An 18,218-nucleotide genomic window follows, 5' to 3' on the forward strand; every position below is an offset into this window, starting at 1 on the left:
GGCCTTGCCGCCGGCGCGCTGCTGGTGGCTGGGGCCGGGCTCGCCTGTGTCTTCGTGCGGCGGCGGATGGCGCTGCTGCTCGCCAGCGGCATCGCCGGGCTGGGTTCGGTGCTGGTTTTCCTGTCCCGCGGGGCGCCGGATCTGGCCTTCACCCAGCTGGCGGTGGATGGCGTCTTCGCGGTGGTGGTGGCGTTGGCGCTGGGCCGCCTGCTGCGCCCCGGGCAAAACGTGCTGCCCCACGGCCGACCGGCGCTGGCGCTGGTCGCCGCGGTGCTGGCCGGGCTGGGGCTGACACTGCTGGCGCTGGGCATGACCGCCGCGCCCTTCGACGCCGCGCTGTCGGACTACTTCGGCCAGCAATCCCTCGTCGCGGCCCACGGGCGCAACGTGGTGAATGTGATCATCGTGGATTTCCGCGGGCTGGATACCCTCGGCGAGATCGCCGTGCTGCTGCTGGCGGCGCTGGCCGCGGGCGGCATCCTGCGGCGGATGGGGAGGGCCGGGCGATGAGCGATTTCCGCCTCGGCACCCGCGAGATCCTCGTCGAACAGCTGGTACGCCTTGTTTACCGGCCGCTGCTGCTGGCGGCGCTGGTGGTGTGGATCCGCGGCCATAACGCGCCGGGGGGCGGCTTCATCGCCGGTCTGCTGGCGGTGGCGGCCACGGCCAGTTATGCGCTGGCCTTTGGCGGCCGGGCCGCGCGGGCGCGCCTGCCGCTGGCGCCGGAGGCCCTCGCTGCGCTGGGCGTAGCGATGGGCGCGCTGGCCGGCGTGCCGGCGCTCGTCGCCGGGCAGCCCTTCCTCACCCATTTCAGCGGCGAGCTGCATCTGGCGGGCTTCGCGCTGCCGTGGTCCACGGTGATGCTCTTCGATCTGGGCGTGATGCTGTGCGTGTGGGGCGGCCTCGCGGCGCTGGTGCTGGCGCTCGGGAGGAAGACATGAACGCCTGGCTGCTCGCTCTCGCCATTGGCGTATGCGGCGGTGCCGCGGTATGGCTGATCCTCGCCCGGGACCTGCTGCGGGTGGTGGTGGGGCTCGCGCTGGCCGGCACCGCGGTCAATCTCTTCGTGCTGATGGCGGGCCGCGTGGGCTCGGGCGTGCCGGCGATCATGGCCGACGCCGAGACGGTGCTCGCCGCCTCCGCGGCCAACCCGCTGCCCCAGGCGCTGGTGCTCACCGCCATCGTGATCGGCTTCGCCTTCGTGTGCTTCGCGCTGGTGCTGTTGATGGCGCTGCTGGCAAAGCGGCCCGAGGGCGACGTGGATCGTCTCGCTGATGCCGAACCCGGCGGCGGCCCCGACGGCAAACCGCTCCCCTTCGACGCGGAGCGCCGGGCATGAGCGGAGCGCTCGCCAACCTCGCCCTCGCGCCGGTGCTGGTGCCGCTGACGGGCGCCGTCGGCTGCGTGCTGCTGGCCGGCCGGCCGCGGCTGGCGGAAGGCTTCAGCCTGCTCGCCGGGCTGGCCAACCTGCTGGTGGCGCTGCTGGTGCTGCGGGTGGTGGGCGAGCAGGGGCCGCTGCACCTCGTCCTCGGCAACTGGGCGTGGCCCTTCGGGATCGAGTTCGTGGTCGATCGCCTGTCGGCGGGGATGATCGCAGTCTCCGCGCTGATCGCGCTGGTGTGCCTCGTCTTCCAGGCGGCGCGGGTCGATCCGGCAGACAGGCGCTCGGCGGCGCTGCCGCTGGTACATGGGCTGATGGCCGGGGTCGGCGGGGCGTTTGCTACCGGGGACCTGTTCAATCTTTACGTGTGGTTCGAGGTGATGCTGATCGCCGCGTTGGGCCTGCTGGTCCATCGGGGGCGCGTCGCCGCGCTGGACGGCACGCTGCGCTATCTGGTGCTCAACATGGTGGGCACGCTGGTGCTGCTCACCGGCATCGCGGTGGTGTATGGCGCCACCGGCCAACTCAACTTTGCGGCCCTGGCCCAGGCGCCCGCGAGCCCGCTGCTGGCGGCTGGTGTGGCGTTGCTGGCGGTGGCCTTCCTGGCCAAGGCGGCGGCGTTTCCGGTGTTCTCGTGGATGCCCGCGGCCTACCACGTGCTGCCGGCGCCGGTGCTGGCGCTGTTTGCCGGGCTGCTCAGCAAGGTGGGCGTGTATGCGCTCTTACGGCTCTTCGGGCAGGTCTTCCCGTCGGCGGTGGCCCACTGGCAGGCCGTGCTGGGCGCTGTGGCGGTGGCGACGATGCTGGCCGGCGCGCTGGGGGCGGCGTGGCACTGGGATCTGCGGCGCATCCTGGCCTTCCACATCGTCAGCCAGATCGGCTACCTGATCCTCGCGGTGGCGCTGGCCACCCCGGCCGGCTACGCGGCGGCGATCTTCTACACGATCCACCACATCATCGTGAAGGCCAACCTGTTCCTGATCGCCGCGCTGGTGTGCCGCGTGGCCGGCAGCTACGACCTGCGGCGCATCGGCGGTGTGGCGGCAGCGCGGCCGATCCTGGCGATCATCTTTGCGGTGCCGGCGCTGTCGCTGGTGGGCATTCCGCCCCTGTCGGGCTTCTGGGCGAAGTTTCTGGTGCTGCGGGAGAGCTTTGCCGGCGGCCACTGGGTGTGGGGCGGCGCGGCGCTGGCCACCGGCGTGCTGACGCTCTATTCGATGAGCAAGATCTGGATCGAGGCTTTCTGGAAGCCGCACCCCGCGCCTGCTGCGGTGGGCCGGCTGCCGTTTGCCGCGATGGCTGCGGTAGTGCTGCTGGCGGCGATCACGGCCGGCATCGGGTTGTTCCCGCAGACGCTGCTGGGCTTTGCCGGGCAGGCTGCCGCGGGCCTTGTGGAGGTGACGCGATGAAGCGCGTGGCGGCGGCCGTGGTGCTTGCGGTGTCGTTTGTGTGGCAGCTGGCGCTGTCCGGGCTGGCGACCCTGCGGATCATCCTCGCCCCCTGCGCGCTCGCGCAGCCGGTGTTGATGCGCTACGAGTTCGCGCCCATGACCGAAGCCGGCGCGGCGCTGCTGGCGAGCCTCGTCACCCTCACGCCGGGCTCGACGGTGGTGGATATCGACATGGAAACACGCAGCCTGCTGGTGCATCTGCTCGACGGGCGCGACCAGGCCGGCGCGGCCGAGGGCATCCGCCGCCACTTCGAGCGCCACGTGCGGGTGCTGTGCAGGGTGAAATCATGAACGCGCTGTTGATCGGCCTGCTGGCCGTGGCGGTGGTATTGGCGGTGATCCGCCTGCTGCGCGGCCCGACCGACGCGGATCGGGTGGTGGCCTTCGATCTGCTGTCGGCGTGCGGCATTGCAGCGTGCGCACTGGCGGCGGCGATCACTGGCCGGGTGCTGTATCTCGACGTGGCGCTGGGTGTGGCGGTGGTGGCTTTTGTCGGCACCCTGGCGTGGGCGCGGGCAGTGGAGAAGTGGGGAGGCCGGCGTGGCTGAGGGCCTGATGCTGCTGGGCATGGTGCTGCTGGTGATCGCCGCGGTGGGGCTGCTGCGCCTGCCGGATGCCCTGTCGCGCCAGCACGCGGCCACCAAGGCGGCCACGCTGGCGCTGGGCGTGCTGCTGATCGGCGTGGCGATCAAGGGCGGCGGGCTGGATTGGGCGCTGCGGGCGCTGGGAATCTTCGTGGCCCTGCTGGTCACGCTGCCGGCGGCTTCGCACCTGCTGGCCCGGGCCGCGCTGCGCGAGCGCGACCGCGGGCCCGACTGAGCCGGCGGCTTCAGGCAGGTTTCTGGAAGGCCGGGCGGCCGTTGGCGTAGCCGGCCTCGATCTCCTCGACCACCACCCGCCAGATCGGCTTGATGAAGAAACGCAGGTTCTTGATGACGTGATCCACGTTCATCATCGACGGAACGCGGGTGCCCCGGTGCTCCACCGGGCCGCCGATCTGGGTGATCTTCACGCCGAGCTTCGAGAAGTGGTCGGCGAGGCGCGGCTCGGTGAGCATGAACAGGGTTTCGATGCCCTCGTGCTTGGCCAGCGCAACCACCGCCAGATACAGGCCGATCGGGATGTACGGAAAGCGGGGCTGCTCCTTGGTGCCGAAGTCGTCTTCGGAGAGTGCCAGGGCGGTTTTGGTCTCGCCCTTCCGGCGACGGTAGTGGGCGCGCACGGCAAGGCGCGAGACTTCTGCGATGGAGCCGCGGGGCTCCTTCGCGGGGTCGATGATGGAGCGGTCGAGGGTGGCGCGGCAGGCGTGCTCGAAGGGCAGGGGGTGGGCCGGGTCTTCCGGTCGGGCCATCACCAGGCGGTTGCAGCCAACCAGGATGCGCGGCTCGGTCGAGGTGCGCAGCAGGCAGTGCAGGCTGTGGCGGTCGTTGTCGTCGATCTCGCGGCGGTCGGGCCGGACCGGCTCGAAGCCCAGCTCCTCGCAATAGACTTCATGGCGGATGCCATAAACGTCGTTGCGCAGGTCGTCGCTGAAGGCGGCGGCGACTTCGAAGTATTTCTTGAAGCCTTCCCCCAGACTGAAACGATCAAGTAGCGACATGGCTGATGGGCCTCTTCTGGTTATACGGAATGGGTGTATCGATCATCAACGACCCCGGCTCGGAGACCTGAAGGGCCGATCGGTATGGCCGGCCCGATCCGTCCGACGGACGGCGGCCTGGATGGGCAACCGGGCCGGATGCGGACGCGAACTGTCGTATCATAATGTTTCCTGGTCCGACGGATTCGATACGCATGCCCGACGCCAACGCAAACTTTGATTACCACGAAGCCTTTGCCCGCAATATCGGCTGGGTCACCGAGGCCGAGCAGGCCGCGCTGCGCGGCAAGCGCATTGCCATCGCCGGCATGGGCGGCGTCGGCGGCGTGCATCTGCTCACCCTCACCCGGCTCGGCATCGGCGCCTTCAACATCGCCGACATGGACACCTTCGACGTGGTGAACTTCAACCGTCAGGCGGGCGCGTCCATGTCGACGGTCGGCCAGCCGAAGGCCGAGGTGATGGCCCGGATGGCGAAGGACATCAACCCCGAGCTCGACATCCGCATCTTCGACAAAGGCGTTGACGCTTCCAATCTGGACGATTTCCTGTCCGGCGTCGACCTCTATGTAGACGGCCTGGACTTCTTTGCGTTCAAGGCCCGCCGCGATACTTTCTATGCCTGCCACCGGCTGGGCGTGCCGGCGGTCACCGCGGCGCCGCTGGGCATGGGCACGGCGGTGCTGTCCTTCCTGCCGGGGCACATGTCGTTCGAAGAGTACTTCCGCCTCGAAGGCTGCGACGAGGACGAGATGGCGGTGCGCTTCCTCCTCGGCCTGTCGCCGGCGATGCTCCAGCGCGGCTATCTGGCCGACCCGACCCGGGTGGACTTCAACGCCCGCCGTGGCCCCAGCACCATCGCCGCCTGCCAGCTGTGCGCCGGCGTGACGGCCACCGAATCCCTCAAGATCCTCCTCGGCCGCGGCAAGGTGCTGTGCGCCCCGTGGGGTTTTCACTTCGACGCCTACCGCAACCGCTACATCAAAACCTGGCGGCCGGGCGGCAACCGCAACCCGATCCAGCAGATCGGCCTGTTCATTGCCCGCCGCCAGCTGAAGGCGATGCGCCAGGGCAAGTTTGCCCGCACCGCCTGACCCGACCACCGACCCGCCCCGCGTTTCCGATCCAGGAGAGCCCTCGATGGCCAGCCGTGAAACCCTGCTGAAAATCCTCGACCTGGCCCGCTGGGCCCCCAGTGGCGACAACACCCAGCCCTGGCGTTTCGAGATCGTCGCCGACGACCACATCGCCATCCACGGCAACGACACCCGCGAGTGGTGCCTCTACGACTTCAACGGCCACGCCAGCCACATGGCCCACGGTGCGCTGCTCGAGACCCTGCGCATTGCCGCCACCGGCGAAGGCCTGGCTGCCAGCTGGCAGCTGCGCCCGGGCAGCCCGGATAAATCGCCGGTGTTCGACGTGAGGCTCACCCCCGCGCCGGGCATCGCCCCCGATCCGCTCCTGCCCTTCGTCGAGAGCCGCACCGTGCAGCGCCGGCCGATGCGCACCACGCCGCTCACCGCCGCCCAGCGCAGCGCCCTGGCCGCGGCACCTGGCGCGGGCTACAGCGTGCAGTTCTTCGAATCCGGCGCCGAGCGCCGCCAGGTGGCCGGCCTCTTGTGGCGAAACGCCTACCTGCGCCTCACCTGCCCCGAGGCCTACCCGGTGCACAAGGAGATCATCGAGTGGCGCACCCGCTTCAGCAAGGATCGCATCCCCGAGCAGGCGGTGGGCGTCGATGGCGCCACCGCCCGGCTGATGGAGTGGGTGATGGCCAGCTGGGGCCGCGTCCAGTTCTTCAACAAATACCTCGGCGGCACCATCGCGCCGCGGGTGCAGCTTGATTACATTCCGGCCATCGCCTGCGCCGCTCACGTGCTGGTGAAGGCCGACGTTCCGGCGGTCGGCGTCGAGGCCCACGTGCGCGGCGGCATCGCCCTGCAGCGGGTGTGGCTGACCGCCGCGGCGGTGGGCCTGCACCTGCAGCCCGAGATGACGCCGCTGATCTTCCGCTGGTACGCCCGCGCGGGCCTGAGCTTCTCGGCCGTGCCCGAGATCCAGCAGGGCGCCGCGGCGCTGGCCGATGAGTTCGAGCGCATTGGCGGCTTCGGCCACGACCAGGGCCTGACCTTCTTCTGCCGCGTCGGGGTGAGCGATCCGCCCAAGTCCCGCTCCCTGCGCAAGAGCGTCGAGGAGCTGATGCTGCCCGGCCGATGAGTCACGAGCACGCCCAACACGACCACGCGCACGGCCACGCCTGCAGCCACGCTCACGGGCACGGCCATAGTCACGGCGGCCACGGCCACCACCACGGGCCGGCGTCCTACGACCGGGCCTTCGCCATCGGCATCGCCCTCAACATCGGCTTCGTGCTGGTCGAGGCCTTCTATGGCTGGATGTCCGATTCCCTCGCGCTGCTGGCCGACGCCGGCCACAACCTGTCGGACGTCGCCGGGCTGATCCTCGCCTGGGGCGCCAGCGCCGCGGCGCGCCTGCGCCCGACCCACAAGTTCACCTACGGCTGGGCGCGGGCCTCGATCCTCGCGGCACTCGCCAACGGCGTGCTGTTGCTGCTGGCGATGGGGGCCCTGGCCCTCGAGGCCGTGCAGCGCCTGCAGTCGCCCGAGCCGGTGGCCGGCTGGACGGTCATCGTCGTCGCGGCCGTCGGGGTGCTCATCAACGGCATCACCGCGGTGCTGTTCATGTCCGGCAGCAAGGACGATCTCAACATCCGCGGCGCCTTTCTGCACATGGCGGCCGATGCGCTGGTATCCCTGGGCGTGGTGGCGGCAGGTGCGCTGTACCTGCACTTCGGCTGGGTGTGGCTCGACCCGGTGGTCAGCCTGGCGATCGCCGCGGTGATCGTGGTGGGATCGTGGGGGCTGTTCCGTCAGTCGCTGCACCTGGCCTTCGACGGCGTGCCGGAGGGCATCGATCTTGTCGATGTGCACACCTGGCTTGCCGGCCTGCCCGGCGTGAAGGACGTGCACGACCTGCACATCTGGGCGCTGGGCACGTCCGAAACCGCGCTGTCGGTGCATCTGGTGATGCCCGACGGCCATCCGGGCGACAGCTTCCTCATCGACGTGGCCGAGGGGCTGAAGCACCGCTTCCGCATTCACCACCCCACCATCCAGATCGAGCTGGACGGCATGGACGACGGCTGCACGAAGCCCGCCGCGCTGGGCTGAGGCGAGACCGTGACCGCCCTTCCGACACCGCGCACCCGAGTTCATCTCGTGCTCGGGTCGGGGGGTGTCAAGACCCTGGCCTATGTGGGCGCGCTGGCGGTGCTCGAAGAGGCCGGCATCGAGTTCGCCAGCATCTCGGCCTGCTCGGCGGGCAGCCTGATCGGCGCCCTCGTCGCCACCGGCCTGCCGATGCGCGAAGTGCAGGCGCGGGTCGAGGCGGTCGATCTGCGCCGCCTGCTGGGCAAGCCCAGCCTGCCCGGGCCGCTGCGCTACGTGTCCTGGCTGCGCTGGCCTTTCGCGCCCTACGACAGCGACGCGGTGGTGCAGATCATGGAAGACCTGATCGGCCCCGGCAAAACCTTCGGCGAGATGGCGATCCCCTTCGCCACGGCGGGCATCGACCTGCTCTCGAAGCAGCTCCTCGTGTATGCCAGCGAAACCCACGCCGACATGAAGGTGACCGAGGCGGTGCGCATCGCGGTGGGCATCCCGCTGTTCTTCCCGCCCCACGAAGCCGGCGGGCGGGTGGTGGTGGATGCGGCGATCGCCACCCACTGCCCGATCTGGATGGTCGGGCGCTTTGACGACGAATACCCCATCGTGGCGCTGCAGCCGGCGGACGCGCCGGTCACCACGCCGCCCCAGGGCATCGGCCGCTTCATCAAGACCATCGTCGGTGCCGGGGTGGCCAGCCGCGACCACTACCTCATCGACGAAATCCCCCGGGCGCGGCTCATCGAGGTGCCGGTGTTCGATCTGGAGATGGAGCAGTTCGACGCCGCCCAGACGCGCAAGCCCTACCTCTTCGAAGCCGGGCGCCGCGCCGCCACGGCCTGCCTGCGCGACTGGGGAAATGACCTCTCCGGCGAGCGCCGGCGGGCCCAGACGGGCAGCCGGCCCGCCGACCGCATCCACGACGAGCGGGCGGTGATGACCGCCTCGGCGATGATGCGCGGCTTCGCCAACCGCCTGTCGCGCATCTCCCGCAGCCAGCTCTTCATCAGCTACAGCCACCGGGACAAGGCCTGGCTGGACGTGGTCAAGGCGCCGCTCGAACCCTACGTCGAGCTGCGCGGCCTGCAGGTGTGGGACGACACCCGGATCGAGGCTGGCGAGATGTGGCGTGACGCCATCGACCGGGCGCTGGCCTCCACCCGCGTCGCCCTGCTGCTGGTGTCGCCGGGCTTTCTGGCCTCGCCCTTCATCCGCAGGGAGGAGCTGGGTTTCTTCCTCGAGGCCGCGGCCCGCTACGCGGTCAAGGTGCGCTGGGTGCTGCTCAGTGCGATCGGCGATGCGCCGAATCCGGTGGGGCACATCCAGGCCATGCACGACATGGCCACGCCCCTCGATGCGCTGTCGGCGCCCGATCTGGTCCGCGCCCTGGCGGCCATCGCACGCCAGCTGGCGGCCGATCTGGACGGCTGAGGCTCAGCGCGTCGCCCTGGCCAGAAAGCGGTCCAGCGCGGCCCCAAAGGCCTGCCGGTCGGCCTGGCTGAAGGCCGCCGGGCCGCCGGTCTGCACCCCGCTGCTGCGCAGTTCTTCCAGAAAATTCCGCATCGACAGCCGCTCGGCGATGTTGGCCGCGGTGTACATCTCGCCCCGCGGGTTGAGGGCGTGGGCCTGGCGTTCCAGCACCGCCGCGGCCAGCGGAATGTCGGCGGTGATGACCAGATCGCCCGCCGCCAGGGTGTCGACGATGTGGGCGTCGGCCACGTCGAAGCCCGACGGCACCTGAATCGCCCGGATGAAGCGCGACGGCGGCGTGCGCAGCAGCCGGTTGGCCACCACGAAGGTCTGGATCTGCAGGCGTTCGGCGGCGCGGAAGATGATGTCCTTGACCACGGCCGGGCAGGCGTCGGCGTCGATCCAGATTTGCATGATGCGTGGGGCGTGAAAGGGAAGGGCGCCAGTGTAACCCCGGCCGCGCCGGCGTTCCTGTTGCCGAAAAACAACGGATTCCGGTGGGCGCTGGTGGAAATCCCTCAATTCGCCCGGTGTCCGACCGTTAATCGCGGCATTGTGCACAGCAATATAAGCAAAGACGGACTAGTTTGAAGTCACGCCGTCGATCAGTGCTGTAGCCCAAGAGAGAAAAAAAGAGGAGACAAGGCGCCGGCTCGAACCCCAGGTTCGGGTTGTGTCGCACCGGGCGAGGGATGCGTCCCCCGCGCAGGTGCCCCATGACCAGCCGGCTGGTGGTTGATTCACCGCGGTCTCCTCATCATGACGCGTTCCATCGAACAGACCGGGCTCTTCCAGCCCGACGCCGCCGCCCCGGCCATTCCGGGCATTCCGGCTGCGGTTTCCCATCCCGCCCACGCCGCCCGCCGCCTGAAGAAGAGCCGCTGGCCCGCCCGGCTCGACCTGCTCCAGAGCGCCTCCGGGCTGTTTCTGGCGGTCTTTCTGGTGGCGCACATGTTCTTCGTGTCGTCCATCCTCATCAGCCACGATGCCTTCTACACCGTCGCCCGCTTCTTCGAGGCCGGCTGGCTGTTCGGCGCGCCCCAGCCGTGGGTCGTGTCGTGCGTGGTGGGCTTCGTGCTGGCGGTCTTCGTCGGCCACGCGTGGCTGGCGCTGCGCAAGTTTCCCGCCAACTGGCGCCAGTACCGGGCCTTTGCCGAGCATCGCCGACAGCTGCGCCACAGCGACACCGGCCTGTGGTGGCTGCAGTTGTGGACGGGCTTTACGCTGTTCTTCCTGGGCACCGTGCACCTCTACGGCATGCTGGTGCATCCCGAGCTGATCGGCCCCTATGAATCCGCCGACCGCATCTGGACGGGCACCATGTGGCCGCTCTACCTGCTGCTGCTGTTTGCGGTCGAGCTCCACGGCAGCGTCGGCCTGTACCGGCTGGCCCTCAAGTGGGGCTGGCTCGAAGGGCGCGACCCGGCCGCCAGCCGGCGCCGCCTGCGGGCGGTGAAGACGGCCTTCAGCGTGTTCTTCGTGGGCCTCGGCCTCGTCACCTTGCTGGCCTACGTGCAGCTGGGCATCGCCCACGCCGACCGCGCCGGCGAACCCTACGTGCCCACCGCGGCCAAGACGGCCCGGGGCTGACCATGCGCATCCACTACACCGACGTGCTGGTGATCGGCGGCGGCCTCGCGGGCCTTCGCGCCGCCGTGGGCGCCCGGCGCCGCGGCCACGACGTGACCATCCTGAGCCTCGTCCCGCCCAAGCGGTCCCACTCGGCCGCGGCCCAGGGTGGCATGCAGGCCAGCCTCGGCAACACCGCGATGGGCGCCGGCGACAACGAGGACGTGCACTTCGAAGACACCGTGCGCGGCTCCGACTGGGGCTGCGACCAGCAGGTGGCGCGCCTCTTCGTGCACACCGCGCCTCAGGCCGTGCGCGAACTCGCCGCCTGGGGCGTGCCCTGGAACCGCATCCAGGCCGGCCCCCGCGAGGTGGTGATGGACGGCCAGCGGGTGACGCTCACCGAACCCGCCGCCATGCACGGCCTCATTGCCGCCCGGGATTTTGGCGGCACCAAGAAGTGGCGCACCTGCTTCGTCTCCGACGGCACCGGCCACGCCATGCTCTACGCGGTTTCCGACCAGGCCGTGGCCGAAAGTATCCCGGTGCACGAGCGCACAGAGGCCATCGCGCTGATCCACGACGGCAGCCGCTGCCACGGCGCCATCGTGCGCGATCTCGTCACCGGCGAACTCTCGGCCTACGTGGCCAAGGCCACCTGCATCGCCACCGGCGGTTTCGGGCGGATCTACCGGGTCAGCTCCAACGCCGTCATCAACGAAGGCATCGGCGCCGCCATCGCGCTGGAAACCGGCGTGGTGCCCCTGGGCAACATGGAGGCGGTGCAGTTTCACCCGACCACCATCTTCCCCGCCGGCATCCTCGTCACCGAAGGCTGTCGGGGCGACGGCGGGCTGCTGCGCGACGCCAAGGGCCACCGCTTCATGCCCGACTACGAGCCCGAAAAGCGCGAGCTGGCCTCCCGCGATGTGGTGTCGCGGCGCATGGAAGAGCACATCCGCGCCGGCCACGGGGTGAAGACCCGCTTTGGCGAACACCTGTGGCTGGACATCACCCTGCTCGGCAAGGCCCACATCGACGGCCGCCTGCGCGAGGTGAAGGAGATCTGCCAGCACTTCCTGGGCATCGACCCGGCCCGCGACATGATCCCCGTGCGCCCGGCCCAGCATTACTCGATGGGCGGCATCCGCACCGACGCCGCCGGTCACGCCCGTGGCCTTGCCGGCCTGTTCGCCTGCGGCGAGGCCGCCTGCTGGGATCTCCACGGCTTCAACCGGCTGGGTGGCAACTCGGTGGCCGAAACGGTTGTCGCCGGCATGATCGTCGGCGAGAAGATGGCCGACTTCGTGGAATCCGCCGCAGGCGATCTGCATGTCTCCACCGCCCTCGTGCGGGAATTCCTCGAACGGGAGCAGGCAAAGCTCGACACTTTGCTGCATGGCAACGGAAGCGAAAGCGCAGCCGAACTCACACGACGGATGCAGGACATCATGACCGAGAAGGTGGGCATCTTCCGCCGCGGCGATCTGCTCGAATCCGCGGTGACAGAACTCCGGCAACTGCTGGAGAAGAGCCGCCACATCGGCATCGCCACCCGCCGCCCCGGCAGCAACCCCGAGCTGGTGTCCGCCTACCGGGTGCAGAAGATGCTCAAGCTGGCCCTGTGCGTGGCCCACGGCGCGCTCACCCGCACCGAAAGCCGCGGCGCCCACTACCGCGAGGACTACCCCGCCCGCGACGACGCCCACTGGCTCAAGCGCACCCTCGCCATCTGGCACGGCGACGACACCCTGCCGACCCTCGCCTGGGAAGACCTGGACGTGGCGGCGATGGAACTGCCCCCCGGCTGGCGCGGCTACGGCGCCCGCAACGCCATCGAACACCCGGCCACGGCCATCCGCGCGGACGAGATCAACGCCATCCGCAAAGCCTTCGGCCACGCCGACCGATACACCCTGCAACACGCCCTGATGCCCTTCGACCACCTGCTCCCGGAACGCTACCGGGGCCGCAACGAAAGGCCCGGAGACGACACACCATGAACGCTCCCATGTCCCACATCCGCACCGTCACCCTCCATCTGCGCACCCTCACCGGCGGTTCCACCCCGGTCGAGATCGTCGAAGCCCCCGACATGACCCTGCTGGGCGCCATCAAGCAGGCCAAGGGCACGCTGCCGCCCACCTGGGCCGATGGCTTCATGTGCCACTCCGGCGCCTGCAACACTTGCAGCGTGACGATCAACGGCGTGCCCGGCGTGCCCTGTACCGCCTTCATCCGCGACCTGGGCCACGACATCGCCGTCGCCCCCGGCATCCACGCCGAAGGCTGGGACGGCATGCGCATCCCCGTGCGCGGCAGCCACTGAGCCCGCCCCCGCGAAAGGCCCCGCCATGACCGCCCCCCGCAGCCTCACCCTGCGCATCCTGCGCAGCAGCCCGGGCGAGGGCATCGCCCCCCACTGGCAGGATTTCCTCGTGGAGGAAGCCGAGGGCATGACCCTCTTCCTCGCCCTGGGCGAAGTCCGCGAGCGCCTCGACCCCTCGCTGCAGTTCGACTTCGTGTGCCGCGCCGGCATCTGCGGCAGCTGCGCAATGCTCGTCAATGGAAAGCCCACCCTGGCCTGCCGCTGCCTCACCCGCGACCTCGACCCCCTCATCACCCTGGCGCCCCTGCCGGTGTTCGAGCTGATCGGCGATCTGTCGGTGAACACCGGCAAGTGGATGCGCGGCACCGCCGAACGCCTCGAAACCTGGATCCACAGCCAGGAAGAAACCGCCCTCACCGCGGTCGAGGCCCCGATGGAGCCGGCTCTCGCCGAAGCCATCTACGAGCTCGACCGCTGCATCGAATGCGGCTGCTGCATCGCCGGCTGCGGCACCGCCCAGATGCGCCCCGATTTTGTGGGCGCCGTCGGCCTCAACAAGATCGCCCGCTTCCGCCTCGACCCCCGCGACACCCGCAGCGACGACGACTTCTATGAGCTCATCGGCGACGACACCGGCGTGTTCGGCTGCATGAGCCTGCTGGGCTGCCACGACGTGTGCCCGAAGGGGCTGTCGCTGCAGACGCAGATCGCGTTTCTGCGGCGGAAGATGGTCAAGGTCGGCGTCCTGTAAGGCCGACTGTCGGTCGACTGTCGGTCGACTGTAGGGGCGACTTCAGTCGCCCACCCCGCCGCTCCACCAAATCCCCAATCCACCCGGCCTCACCAAAAAACCCGGCCAGCAAGATCCCACGCCTTTCCAGACAAATCCCCCATCGCCCCAGCCCTGCACCGAATCCGCCCAGCGTCATCCCGAACCTCGCCAGCTTATCTCCGCAGCTCTCCAGCCCTGGGGCTATCCCTCCGAGGAAAATCCCGCCACGGAATTAAAAAATTCCCAAACCCTGCAGGAAAATCCCTTTTTCACGCAGGGGCTCGGAAAAATTGCAATTATCGAGAAGACGCCGGCAATTAATTAATCCCGAATCGGCCAGCGGCTGCCCGAATCTGGAAATAATTAATTGCTCAGAGGAATTTCTCGACAAAGCCGCGAGCGATTTTTTAATACCGTCGAGGCATTAAATTGAAGCCGGAAGCCGCAGAAAATATGCTGCCGGACAATTTAACTGGAGCCCAGAGGGATTTTCCTGCGCAAGCCAGGTCGAGCGCTGGGCTCAACCGGCGCCAGGCGCCGCCGCAGGCGGGTCTTCCCCCCGCAGCTCCGCCCACACCTCGTCCAACAAGACGCGATACGCCGCATCCTCCGGCACCGGGTGAATGGCGAGGTCGTCGAGGGTGGCTTGGTAGAGCTGTTCTCGTCCTTCCTTCAGGGCCCGTTCCAGCAATGGGTGGACGACCTCGACTGGCTCTCCGCGCAAGTGGGCGCAGTAGGCGCGGTTGCCGAGGACGATCGGCTTGTCGTCCACGTCTGCTTCCGCTTCCGCTTGCTCAAACAGGCGGGCAGCCAGATCCAGGTCGGCGTGCCGTCGGTCCAGCGTGGCCCAATGCGCCTTGGCCCGATACAGCAGCGTGAAACCCTTGCCGGTCTGCGCGTAAGCCACTTGTTTGCGCAAGGCAGGGGTTTCGTCGTTGGCGTAGCGGGCCTCGACAAGCTCATAGGCAGCGATGGCCTCGTCGGTGCGTCCACGTTGTTCGAGGGCGTTGCCCTTATTGATTTGCGCTGTTGCCAGTGCCTCGCGCAAGGCGGGGGCGGTGTCGTTGGTGTAGCGGGCCTCGACGAGCTCGTAGGTGGCGATGGCCTCGTCCGTGTGTCCGAGTCGTCCGAGGGCGACGCCCTTGTTGACGAGCGCTTTTGCCGCCTGCTCGCGCAAGGCGGGGGCGGTATCGGTGGCGTAGCGGGCGTCGACGAGCTCGTAGGCGGCGATAGCCTCGTTGTTGTGTCCGAGTCGTCCGAGGCCGACGCCCTTGTTGAAGAGCGCTTTTGCCACCAGTTCGCGCAAGGCGGGGGCTGTGTCGTTGGCGTAGCGGGCGTCGACGAGATCGTAGGTGGCGATGGCCTCGTCGGTGCGTCCGCGTTTTCCGAGGGCGTTGCCCTTGTTGAAGAGCGCTATTGCCACCTGCGCACGCAAGGCGGGGGCGGTATCGTTGGCGTAGTGGGCCTCGACGCGGTCGTAGGCGGCGATGGCTTCGTCGGCGTGTCCCCGTTCTGCGAGCGCGACGCCCCTATTGCTCAGGGCCCGCGCCACGATGTCGGGTGGCGTATCGGGGGCCTCCGATACGTGTTGCCAATACCGCGCGGCATCGTCGAATTTGTCTTCCCCAAAGGCCGCGAAGGCGCGGTTGTCCCAGTCGTTGAAAGTGTATTCGGCTTCCGCCTTGTGGAGCAGGTTCTCGGCCTGGGCCTGCAAAGCTTCGAGGGCTGCGGGTGAGGCGGGAGGCGTCGTCTGGTCCGTGGATTGCGCGATGGTTGCTTGAATCTGCCGCTTGGCGTCTTCTACCAGTGCCGTCGTTTCGGCCATCTTATTGTTGGTGTGGGTGATGAGCTTGTCGCTGAGTTGGGCCTTGAGCTGGTTGATCTCGTCCTCGAAGGTCTGGATGTGCGCGCGGGATTCGGCGGCAAAGTCTTCGGCGGCTTTGATCCGTTGTTTCAGGTCGGCTTCGTGCGTCTTTAGCCAGTCGTCGACGGCCTTTCGGGCTTCGTCCTGGGCTTCCTTGCGGGCCTTGGTGCTGGCGGTGTAGTAGCCGACGAAGCCGGCGATGATGGCGAGGAGGGTGAGGAGAATGCCGAACCAGGTGAGGGAAATGCTCACATCCCCGATCCGGTTCCCCTGCTGGTCGATCCGTTTGTCCTGGTTATCCACCCGCGTGCCCAGCGCGGCGACGTCCTTCTGCAGGCTCTCCTTCGCCGCGTCCAGCTTGACCTGGGCGAGTTCCTTGTAGGCGGTGAAGTCGGATTCGGGAACGGTCTTGTCTTCTGCGCTCGCGGGGCTGGCGAGGGTGAGGGCGACAAGGGTGGTGGCGAGGAGGTGGCGAGCGGTTTTCATCGGTCGGGTGCTTGCGCGATGGTTTGCCGGGAGCATAGCGCAGGAATGACGGGGCGGTGGCTGGGAGTCCGCGGGCGACTGAAGTCGCCCCTACAGATAGTTCGCGTCATGTGACCCTCGACGCGGCGTGTAAGGGCTCGGTGCTCGGCAACAGCCCGTCTGAGCCGTCGAGCAGAGGAGCAACGGGCGGGGATGTCCGGCGCAGTTCGTCAGGTTAGCCCGGAGGGCGTAACCCGACATCCCGCACGGCGATGCGGTGTCATCGTTTCCACCGGCGTCTTTTCCCGCGCTCGGCAGTCTTCGCTCGTGTCGTCCCGGCAGCGTGGGATGGCGTTGTGGTGTCGGGTTACGCCCCGTGGGCTAACCCGACCTACGCCTGAGCGACAGGCCGGCGCCTTTCAGCTTGCCCACAGCATTGCCGCCACTAGCGCGCGCCAGGGGGCGAACTGGGCGAGCCAGGCTTGGGTTTCCTTGGGCGTGGGCGGGGTGTCGTGGCCGAGGAGGGCCTGGAGTTTGCGGCGCACGGCCACGTCGCCGTGGAGGGAGCCGTCCATCTGGGCGAAGCCGCGGAGCAGGGTGTAGTCGATGGTCCACGGGCCGATGCCGCGGAGCTGGGCGAGGGTGGCGTGGATTTCGGCGGCGGGGGTGCGGGTGTGCAGCCAGTGGTCCAGCGGCAGGCGGCCGTCGGCGGTGCGGCGGGCCACTTCGAGGAGGGTGGCGGCCTTGGTGGCGGAGTAGCCGGCGGTGCGCAGGGTGGGCTCGTCGAGGCGGGCGAGGGTGGCGGCGTCGGGGTAGCAGGCGAGGCCGCTGGAGTGATGCAGGTTGGTTGTCTCGATCAGCCGGCGGCGGATGCTCACCGCGGCGGCGAGGCTGATCTGCTGGCCGGTGATGGCCCAGCTGAGGGCTTCGAAGGGCGTGGCGGCTTGGGGCACGCGCAGGCCGGGGAGGCGGGCGAGGAGGGGGCCGAGTTGCGGGTGATCCCGGTGGGCGGCGGCAAGTTCGGCGACAGGCTGGTCGAGGCCGAGCAGGTGGCGGGCGAGGGGGGTGACTTCGGCGGGATCGGGCGCGGGGCCGTCCACGTCGAGCCTTGCCTCGGCCCGGCCGGGTGAGAGATCGAGCGTAAGGCGAGCCGGGTGGCCGTGCCACAGGATGCCTTTTTCGATGCGGCTGCCGGTGACCCGCTCGGCCACCTGGCGGGCGTCGCGGCCGTGGAAGGCGAGGAAGTCGGCGGGGCGGAAGTCGGCGGGCAGTTGCATGGCGGGCGCCTTCGGTGGGGGCTCAGTCGGTTTGTCGCCGGGCGGGCCGATGAGTTCGCGCCCGCGTGCTTCAGCCGGCCTTGCGGAAGGTGAGGTTGATGCGGCACGCGCCGGTGGCGGGGTGCTCGCCGTCCTTGAGGGGCGCGATGCCATGAAAGCGCAGCCGCGCCGGGCCGCCCCACGCGAACACGTCGCCGTGCTGGAGCGGGATGCGCCGGGCCTTGTCGCCGCGGGCGTCGCCGCCCCACAAGAAGGTGGCCGGCAGGCCGAGGGAGACGGAGACGATGGGCTGGGTGAAGTCGCGCTCGTCCTTGTCCTGGTGCAGGGCCATCTTTGCGCCGGGGGCGTAGCGGTTGATGAGGCAGGCGTCCGGGGTGAAGCCGGCAAAGCCGGCGCGGGCGGCGGCATCAAAGGCGAGGCGTTGCAGGAGGGGCGGCATCGCGGGCCAGGGGCGATTCGTGTCCGGGTCGGCGCCTGAATAGCGGTAGCCGCGGCGGTCGGTGATCCAGCCAAGCAGGCCGCAGCTGGTGGTGCCCACCGACATGGGAAAGCCGCCGGGCGTGACCATGTGGCGGAAGGGGGCGGCGGCGGCTACCGCGTCGATGGCGGCGAGGAGGGCCGGGGCGTCGGCCAGCGCGAAGCCGGGCAGGAGTACCGCGCCCGGGTCGATGGGGATGTCGGCGGGCGCGGCGAGGTCGTCGAAGAGGCAGGCGGTGGTCATGTTTCGGCCTCCCGGTCGAGGAGGGCGCGCTTGCGTTCGAGGCCCCAGCGGTAGCCGGCGAGGGCGCCGCCCATGCGCACCACCCGGTGGCAGGGGATGGCGACCGCCGCCGGGTTGGCGGCGCAGGCGCCG

The 18,218-nt window shown here is 69.2% G+C and carries 21 protein-coding genes; 15 read left to right on the top strand and 6 right to left on the bottom strand.

Features of this window, described 5'->3' with window-relative positions:
* The 7 genes from mbhE to mnhG all read left to right on the top strand — a co-directional run.
* Positions 1-510, top strand: a 510-nt coding sequence (mbhE, locus tag QQK25_RS19530) for a hydrogen gas-evolving membrane-bound hydrogenase subunit E (RefSeq protein ID WP_284189457.1), incomplete at its 5' end; no start/stop codon positions are given.
* A complete protein-coding gene (locus QQK25_RS19535; protein ID WP_284189458.1) occupies positions 507-941 on the top strand; it encodes an MnhB domain-containing protein in 435 nt (144 codons plus the stop codon). The genes mbhE and QQK25_RS19535, both read left to right, overlap by 4 nt.
* Complete coding sequence (locus tag QQK25_RS19540; RefSeq protein WP_284189459.1) at positions 938-1,339, top strand: sodium:proton antiporter; 402 nt, start codon at positions 938-940, stop codon at positions 1,337-1,339. The genes QQK25_RS19535 and QQK25_RS19540 overlap by 4 nt, the downstream gene beginning before the upstream one ends.
* Entirely contained in the window at positions 1,336-2,790 is a 1,455-nt protein-coding gene (locus tag QQK25_RS19545; protein ID WP_284189460.1) for a proton-conducting transporter transmembrane domain-containing protein, read from the top strand. The genes QQK25_RS19540 and QQK25_RS19545 overlap by 4 nt, the downstream gene beginning before the upstream one ends.
* Complete coding sequence (locus tag QQK25_RS19550) at positions 2,787-3,122, top strand: Na+/H+ antiporter subunit E (protein WP_284189461.1); 336 nt, start codon at positions 2,787-2,789, stop codon at positions 3,120-3,122. The genes QQK25_RS19545 and QQK25_RS19550 overlap by 4 nt, the downstream gene beginning before the upstream one ends.
* The gene (locus QQK25_RS19555; RefSeq protein WP_284189462.1) at positions 3,119-3,379 is read left to right on the top strand and encodes an MrpF/PhaF family protein; all 261 of its coding nucleotides are present in this window, start codon (positions 3,119-3,121) and stop codon (positions 3,377-3,379) included. Before QQK25_RS19550 ends, QQK25_RS19555 begins: the two co-directional genes overlap by 4 nt.
* Positions 3,372-3,650, top strand: coding sequence for a monovalent cation/H(+) antiporter subunit G (gene mnhG, locus QQK25_RS19560; RefSeq protein ID WP_284189463.1), 279 nt, complete (start codon positions 3,372-3,374; stop codon positions 3,648-3,650). The genes QQK25_RS19555 and mnhG overlap by 8 nt, the downstream gene beginning before the upstream one ends.
* Before the next feature lie 10 nt (positions 3,651-3,660).
* On the opposite strand, the gene QQK25_RS19565 is transcribed toward mnhG, so the two are convergent.
* A complete protein-coding gene (locus QQK25_RS19565) occupies positions 3,661-4,431 on the bottom strand; it encodes a PEP-CTERM/exosortase system-associated acyltransferase (protein WP_284189464.1) in 771 nt (256 codons plus the stop codon).
* Between the two features lie 194 nt (positions 4,432-4,625).
* Here QQK25_RS19565 and QQK25_RS19570 point away from each other — a divergent pair, with 194 nt between their 5' ends.
* From QQK25_RS19570 to QQK25_RS19585, 4 genes are read left to right on the top strand one after another with little or no spacing between them, the layout of a single operon-like run.
* Positions 4,626-5,525 carry a ThiF family adenylyltransferase gene (locus tag QQK25_RS19570; protein WP_284189465.1) on the top strand — a complete coding sequence of 300 codons (900 nt, stop codon included), beginning with the start codon at positions 4,626-4,628 and terminating at the stop codon, positions 5,523-5,525.
* Positions 5,526-5,571: 46 nt separating this feature from the next.
* Entirely contained in the window at positions 5,572-6,651 is a 1,080-nt protein-coding gene (locus QQK25_RS19575; protein WP_284189466.1) for a nitroreductase family protein, read from the top strand.
* Positions 6,648-7,625 (top strand): cation diffusion facilitator family transporter, encoded by a 978-nt coding sequence (locus tag QQK25_RS19580; RefSeq protein WP_284189467.1) that lies wholly within the window; start codon positions 6,648-6,650, stop codon positions 7,623-7,625. The genes QQK25_RS19575 and QQK25_RS19580 overlap by 4 nt, the downstream gene beginning before the upstream one ends.
* Positions 7,626-7,634: 9 nt before the next feature.
* Positions 7,635-9,050 carry a patatin-like phospholipase family protein gene (locus QQK25_RS19585; RefSeq protein ID WP_284189468.1) on the top strand — a complete coding sequence of 472 codons (1,416 nt, stop codon included), beginning with the start codon at positions 7,635-7,637 and terminating at the stop codon, positions 9,048-9,050.
* Between the two features lie 3 nt (positions 9,051-9,053).
* Here QQK25_RS19585 and QQK25_RS19590 read toward each other — a convergent pair whose 3' ends face one another.
* A complete protein-coding gene (locus tag QQK25_RS19590; protein WP_284189469.1) occupies positions 9,054-9,503 on the bottom strand; it encodes a YaiI/YqxD family protein in 450 nt (149 codons plus the stop codon).
* A 345-nt stretch (positions 9,504-9,848) separates the two neighbouring features.
* On the opposite strand from QQK25_RS19590, the gene QQK25_RS19595 reads away from it, so the two are divergent.
* Genes QQK25_RS19595 through QQK25_RS19610 form a run of 4 tightly spaced genes read left to right on the top strand, consistent with a single transcriptional unit; the run spans position 9,849 to position 13,738 of the window.
* A complete protein-coding gene (locus QQK25_RS19595) occupies positions 9,849-10,679 on the top strand; it encodes a fumarate reductase cytochrome b subunit (RefSeq protein ID WP_284189470.1) in 831 nt (276 codons plus the stop codon).
* A 2-nt stretch (positions 10,680-10,681) separates the two neighbouring features.
* Entirely contained in the window at positions 10,682-12,661 is a 1,980-nt protein-coding gene (locus QQK25_RS19600; RefSeq protein WP_284189471.1) for a fumarate reductase flavoprotein subunit, read from the top strand.
* Positions 12,658-12,987 (top strand): 2Fe-2S iron-sulfur cluster-binding protein, encoded by a 330-nt coding sequence (locus QQK25_RS19605; RefSeq protein ID WP_284189472.1) that lies wholly within the window; start codon positions 12,658-12,660, stop codon positions 12,985-12,987. Before QQK25_RS19600 ends, QQK25_RS19605 begins: the two co-directional genes overlap by 4 nt.
* A 25-nt stretch (positions 12,988-13,012) precedes the next feature.
* Positions 13,013-13,738, top strand: a complete 726-nt coding sequence (locus tag QQK25_RS19610; RefSeq protein WP_284189473.1) for a fumarate reductase iron-sulfur subunit — start codon at positions 13,013-13,015, stop codon at positions 13,736-13,738.
* Between the two features lie 541 nt (positions 13,739-14,279).
* On the opposite strand, the gene QQK25_RS19615 is transcribed toward QQK25_RS19610, so the two are convergent.
* From QQK25_RS19615 to QQK25_RS19630, 4 genes are all read right to left on the bottom strand, one after another.
* On the bottom strand, positions 14,280-16,109 hold the full coding sequence (locus QQK25_RS19615; protein ID WP_284189474.1) for a tetratricopeptide repeat protein: 1,830 nt from the start codon (positions 16,107-16,109) through the stop codon (positions 14,280-14,282).
* 398 nt (positions 16,110-16,507) lie between these two features.
* Positions 16,508-17,365, bottom strand: coding sequence for a DNA-3-methyladenine glycosylase family protein (locus QQK25_RS19620; protein ID WP_284189475.1), 858 nt, complete (start codon positions 17,363-17,365; stop codon positions 16,508-16,510).
* Between the two features lie 70 nt (positions 17,366-17,435).
* A complete protein-coding gene (gene alkB, locus QQK25_RS19625) occupies positions 17,436-18,086 on the bottom strand; it encodes a DNA oxidative demethylase AlkB (RefSeq protein ID WP_284189476.1) in 651 nt (216 codons plus the stop codon).
* The coding region (locus QQK25_RS19630; protein WP_284189477.1) for a methylated-DNA--[protein]-cysteine S-methyltransferase at positions 18,083-18,218 on the bottom strand (136 nt) is incomplete at its 5' end. The genes alkB and QQK25_RS19630, both read right to left, overlap by 4 nt.

It is taken from the genome of Zoogloea oryzae, assembly GCF_030161255.1.
In the GTDB taxonomy this organism is placed as follows: Bacteria; Pseudomonadota; Gammaproteobacteria; order Burkholderiales; family Rhodocyclaceae; genus Zoogloea; species Zoogloea oryzae.